Here is a 6,000-nt window from a genome sequence, read left to right as displayed (position 1 = left end):
TCATAATTTTTAACGCTATCTATGACGTTGATTATAAATGATTATTTTCCATGTTTTCTCAGAACCTCAAAAAATAGGTGTGCTCGGATATACCAACTTCAATAGATCGATTTTGTGATCCTTTGATCCTTGTTGAATGAGACCGATACCAGACTGAGATATGCGATGAACTCTGGGTTAGTTCTATTACGATGCTCATGATATTTTGCACTTTCAGTTAGTGCAGTACCGAAATGACTTTCGTCATCTCGGCTGTAATACATTCTTCATTAGAAGCTTGGGTAAAGAAAAATAATAGGTTGGACATCTTTAATTCAGAATTTTTAATGCACAAAGCAATTCTTACTTTAAGGCAAGCGGTTGATCAAATTCGAAGATGTGAGTTGGCTGCCAAACTGATTGGTTTCGGTGCGAAACGATAACCAGTGTGCAGCTTTGTTCGCAAATAGCTTTGGCAACGCGCTTTTCCGTCTCTTCATCCAATGCCGAGGTGGCCTCATCCATTATCAGAATCGATGCATTTTTGATAAGCGCGCGTGCTAAGGCAAGCCTTTGGCGTTCTCCTCCCGATAATCCTGCACCTTGCAATCCGACTTCTTGGTAAATGCCCAGTGCTGATCTGTCTAATACTTCATCCAGTGCCATTTGGCGTGCAATTTTATCTACGGCTTGATCGTCGGCATCAGGGTTACCAATACGAATATTACTGGCAATGGTACCTGTAAAGATGAGTGGATCCTGCGGCACATAGGCGAAAAAGCGGGCAAGTTCAGCAGCAGGGATTGAAGTGAGTGGTACCTTGCCCAAAGTAATCAGACCTAAGGTGGGATCATCAAAGCGCATCAATAGCTTAAGTAAGGTTGTTTTTCCTGAACCGCTCGGGCCGCAAATCAGTACGCGTTCACCTGGTTCGATAGTGGCATTGATATTTTGCACCGCAGGGGGAAATGTTACGTTATTCAGTTCGATTGTATGATTGTGCGGTGTCTTTTGTTGCGCTTGGCTTGGCTCTTTGAGCGTTGGCGCATTAGTCGTTTGTCGATAGTGTTTAATAGCCGCTAATTGATCATTAATGCCTATTGCCGCCACGGCGAGAGTCTCAAGTGGCGCTGATGCGCGCATGGTCAACATCAAGACAGCGAGCAGCATTGTCGTATTGTTTACGCCTGATAACACGAGATAGAGAGCCATGCCGGCAATAGGTAAAAAGCTGGCGATAGCCGACAGTAATGTTGCTATAGCGGCGGCGCGATTAGTTCGACCCAGTGCGATTTCTTGCGCCTGCCAGTTTTGCTCTAAACGCTCGGTCGCACGATTGTATCCCGCTGCTGTACGGAGTAATTCTACGTGATCTATAAGTTCAAGAGTGGATTGATTCGTTGCCAGTTCAGCGTTGTTTCGGTCCATATCTGCGCGGGCAAGGGCCCGTTGCGCCATACTCTGAATCACAAATGATATGAGCAACAAGCTAGCCAACATCATTACCAGTGGTATGCCACCGATCAATCCGATGCCGAAAGTAATGCAGAGCGGAATAAGCGGTGCATGAATAAAGACCTGAAATTGATGTGCCGGAATACTCATAAAGCCAGGAATACTCCGAGAGACGGTTTCTATGAGTAGTGTCCTGACACTGGCTGTAAACCAAGAGAGCTTAGCTTGTTGCATAGTCGCGCCTAGGGCACTGTAGAGCGCATTAGCTAGCCTTGCGCCAGCCCAAAAACCAGAACGCGAAGCCAGTATTGTGGTGAGTATGGTTATCGCGGCAATGAATAGCACTATTTGTGGTGATTGCTGCTCAATAATGGCTAAAGCCAGTTGAATGTAGCATGCCGCTTCCAATATGGCCGCCACAGCCCAACCGCAGGCAACAGGTATTAAGTGTTTTATGGCGGCGTAATCTTGGGGACGATTTATCATTGGCCTTCTCCTTCCCTGTGATGCTTTAGTGCGAGCTTGTCATCCGCCAGCTCAGAAAGCGTTAAGTCATGGGTAATCATCACGATCGTTTTGTGGTTTGTTTTTGCGTGATGGCTTAGCGCTTTGAACACGTTAAATGCCGTTTCGCTGTCTAGGGCCGATGTGGGTTCATCAAGCAATATCACGCGAGCGGGAGTAAGAAACACACGGGCAAGATTAACCCGTTGTATTTCGCCACCAGACAAGGTGCTTGCATGAGTAGTTAAGGATTTATCCAATTGAGCGCAGTGTAATGCCACTAAGTAATCTTCATCCGTGGCATCAGGTGCGGTGAGCGCGAGATTGTCGGCGATGGAGGTTGCCAGTAGTCCCGCACTTTGCGGTAATAGCATGATCGCGCGATTAATTGAGGCTTCATCCAACTTATTGAGTGCAATACCAGCGAGTCGAATATCTCCGGTATTTAGCGGCTCCATGCCAGCTAATAAGCGCAGCAATGTGGATTTGCCAACACCGCTGATCCCTGTCACTGCCGTGATTCTGCCAGATCTAAATTGATAGTTAATTGGCACTGTTTTACTGCTTGTAGACAGTGAAGGCACGACATCGGTGAGAGTGAGCGGCATAGGTGTATTAAGCTCAATATTACCGCTACCAACAGGGACTCTCGACTGCTCAAGAAAATCCGTTAGTCGCTGAGCAGCAGCGCGGCCCGTGGCAAGATAATCGAGCCCATGCCCAAGCTTTAGGGCTGGCGTGACTATGGCCAGACTGAAGAACAAGGCTGCAGCAAGCTTTTCTGGGGGCCATTCATACCCGATGGCATAGACAATCGCAAAAGTGCAAACAGCCTGTAGTAGTGATGTGGCCACTGCGACTGAAGTGGATACCTTGCTTACCCGCTCAATAATCTCCTCAATAAAATGCTTAGTTGCCTTTTGGTAGTCGGCTATTGCGCCAGTTTGATCGCCATAAATTCTAAATACTGGTGCACCACGCGAGTAATCATCCACTGCAGCAGTGATATTTCCCATCACATTAACTCGTGCTTCACCCTGTTTAGCAGCAAGCCTTGGTACCACCACCAAATAGAAAAGCGCGGCGACGAGGCCTGGGATAAGGGCAAGTAATGACACTGGGCCCGCGCTTAAGATCAGCAAACCGATAGTAATGGCAGGGACAATGATAAAGGTCGCTAATTCTGAGGGTAAATGCGCGATCATATGATGCAATGACGCTATATCATCGACCATTAATCGCTTTAACTTTTCGCCCTTATATTTTGCCAAAGTACTTGGTGGCAGCCTAACAAGATGCGCTGCAACATCACGCTTTAATCTTCCAGAAAATTGCGCCTCAGCATTGTGATTAATCCAAGAGGCGCTACCAGAAAGCAGTGCCGACAATATCCAAAATATGAGCGCACCCGCTAACCAAAATGAATGATGCCCAGCAATAAGCTGTATTACGCACCAGAGTGCGCTTAGTGCCATCACGCCGGTACCAGCCGCTAGTAATGTTCCGATAGTGAGTGCGGGAATCATCGGACGTAGGGCGAAGGCTAATTTTGAAGTGGGACTGAAAAGTCGCTGCATTTTAATGTTCACCTAAAAAATCGAAGTGGAACAGGCTGGGCTTCGGTCTGGAAAGTGTGATTAACACAAGGCCAATGAAGCGATGAAGTCTTGATATCACTGAGTAAAAAATAGTCTGAGTGCCAGAGTTTATGGGCAAATGAACATCCACGAGCCAAATTCCTTGTTTCATAAAAATTGAACCGCCATGAGATGGCGACCATATTAAGCGGTCATTTTTATTTATCAACATGGTGTTGATAAATATTTTGAACGGCGATAATATAATTGATAAGCATTCTCATTGGTAATAAATCTTTCGTATAAGGAGTTATTAAACATGCCCCGATTTGGTAAGTTTTACCCACAATCAAAGTGGGTTATCGGTTCTCTTGCGCTGGGGCTTAGCGCTATTTCCGGCTCAACTATTGCTGACAGTGGAGCTGCTCCAGATAAGCAATCCAAGCAACAAGATGCAGCGGGAAACATTGAAGTCATTACAGTTTACGGTCAGAAAATCGAGCGAACGTTGAAAGAAACTGCGAGTTCAGTGACGGTCATCACTGAAGAACAGTTGAGGAAAAATGCGGACCAATCAACGATTTCAGAAATTCTCGGCGGTACACCAAATTTAATTTATGCCGGAAATACCGATGCGCCCATTATCCGCGGCACGGATACCAAAGGGCCTGTAGCAGCGGGTAATGCCTATTTATCTAAGCCTGTACCCGGAGCAACTATCAGTGTTGATGGTAAATATCTGAGCCCCGCAGAACTGGATTTAGGCGCCGCAGGCGTGTGGGATGTGTCGTCTATTGAAGTCTATCGTGGTCCGCAAACGACCAGTCAAGGAGCCAACAGTATTGCTGGCGCCGTAGTCATTCATACCCATAACCCCACTTATACGCCAGAATTTGCAGCGCAAGCACTTTATGGCAGTCGGGATAAGAAGCGCTTTTCGGTCATGGCGTCCGGTGCGCTAAGTAATGACTTTGCCGCAAGAATTAGCGCAGATTACAGCGCTAGAGATACCTTTGTTGATTACGTTAATCCAGAATTTACAGCCCATGATTTGGATTTTGAGTTTAAAAACCAAAATCTACGGGCGAAGTTACTATGGGAACCCGAAAAATACAGCAACTTTTCCGCCATGCTCACTTATTCCTCCACTGAGGCTAAACGTCCCAGAAATGAGGTGGTATCAGAACCCTATGATGACTTAGAAAATCGTTCAATTTTTCAGGACAATCAAGAAGTCAGTAATCATGTCGGGATTTTTGATCTTGAATATGTGTTCGACAATGGTATGAAGTTGCATAACCAACTGCAGTACTCAGAAGGGCAGTTTGATTATCGATTTGCAGCACCTTATCAAGGGATCGCAAAACGAGATAATGAAAACTTTTCGAATGATATAAGGCTGAACTTTGGTGACAAGAGTTCAGAGTTTAGTGGGGTTGCCGGTGTCTTCTACTGGGACGATAAAACGAATAACAAGTTGAACAACGTATTTGGTAATGCCGACGCCGATCTGAGGCATACCAGTTTTGCCCCCTACGGTGAAGTCATATGGCGCTTCTCGCCTAAGTGGGCATTCACCAGCGCACTTCGTTATCAGTCTGATGAAATTAGCCACGATGGTATTGCCAGCTACATCCCAGGTGTGCGCCATCAATATGAAGAGACGTTTACGGCGTTATTACCTAAGGTTGCCCTGTCCTATGATCTGACTGATAACGTCCTAATCGGCGCTATGATCAGTGAAGGCAATATTCCTGGTGGTACAGGCATTAACTTCCGCGGTGGCGAATATTATACATTCGATGCCGAGTCGGCATGGAACTATGAACTTTTTACCCGTATCGATCTGCTTGAACAACGCTTGATCATAAATAGCAATCTCTTTTACACCCGCTTTAAAGATTCACAACGTTCAGTTACTGACTACCTAGATGGACGACCCTTTGGTTCTGTCATTATTAATGCCGATGAAGCGCAGAGCTATGGCATTGAATTAGATTGGAACTTTAAAGTTGCCGATAGTTTTAGCTTATATGGTGGGCTGGGTTTACTTGAAACTGAGATAAGTGAATTTAATGACTACCGTGGCGAGGAGTTTGTCGGCAACGAGTTTAGTAAAGCGCCAGGATATATGTTCAATCTTGGGTTTGACTATGCGATCACAGACGCCTTTAAAGTGAGCGGTGATGTGCGTCATACGGATGGATACTTTTCAACGGATACCAATGAGCCTGAGTTAAGAGTGGGGTCTTACACAACGGTAAACCTGAATTCTTCCTATCAAATCAACCAATATTTTGAAGCCTTTGTTTATGCACGCAATTTACTGGATGAACGTGCTCCTGTGGCAAAAATGGCTGACAGAAGTACCGGAGGCGTGGATGCATATTTACTTGAACCACGAGAAATAGGCGTGGGCGTTAGGGCGAAGTTCTAGCGGCTAGCTTCTACCCGCTGTATTGGGTATTGCCATGCAGCGGGTAGC

The 6,000-nt window shown here is 45.9% G+C and carries 3 protein-coding genes; 1 reads left to right on the top strand and 2 read right to left on the bottom strand.

Annotated elements, in window-relative coordinates; genetic code table 11:
- Nucleotides 1–342 precede the first annotated feature (342 nt).
- Both FW758_RS11095 and FW758_RS11090 read right to left on the bottom strand, forming a co-directional pair.
- Nucleotides 343–1,920: an ABC transporter ATP-binding protein gene (locus FW758_RS11095; RefSeq protein ID WP_446445398.1), complete on the bottom strand. Its 1,578-nt coding sequence runs from the start codon at nt 1,918–1,920 to the stop codon at nt 343–345.
- Nucleotides 1,917–3,515: an ATP-binding cassette domain-containing protein gene (locus FW758_RS11090; protein ID WP_446445397.1), complete on the bottom strand. Its 1,599-nt coding sequence runs from the start codon at nt 3,513–3,515 to the stop codon at nt 1,917–1,919. Before FW758_RS11090 ends, FW758_RS11095 begins: the two co-directional genes overlap by 4 nt.
- Nucleotides 3,516–3,834: 319 nt before the next feature.
- Between FW758_RS11090 and FW758_RS11085 the strand changes: the two genes are divergently transcribed.
- Complete coding sequence (locus FW758_RS11085; RefSeq protein WP_446445396.1) at nt 3,835–5,952, top strand: TonB-dependent receptor; 2,118 nt, start codon at nt 3,835–3,837, stop codon at nt 5,950–5,952.
- Nucleotides 5,953–6,000 lie beyond the last annotated feature (48 nt).

The organism is Shewanella sp. 1180_01 (assembly GCF_052850535.1).
Note: the sequence above shows the minus strand (reverse complement) of the source record. Positions and strands in the feature narration are given on the sequence as shown.

Bases quoted from the DNA above. Each gene is read 5' to 3' on its own strand.
- FW758_RS11095 (WP_446445398.1), bottom strand. From the start codon at position 1,920: ATGATAAATCGTCCCCAAGATTACGCCGCCATAAAACACTTAATACCT.
- FW758_RS11090 (WP_446445397.1), bottom strand. From the start codon at position 3,515: ATGCAGCGACTTTTCAGTCCCACTTCAAAATTAGCCTTCGCCCTACGT.
- FW758_RS11085 (WP_446445396.1), top strand. From the start codon at position 3,835: ATGCCCCGATTTGGTAAGTTTTACCCACAATCAAAGTGGGTTATCGGT.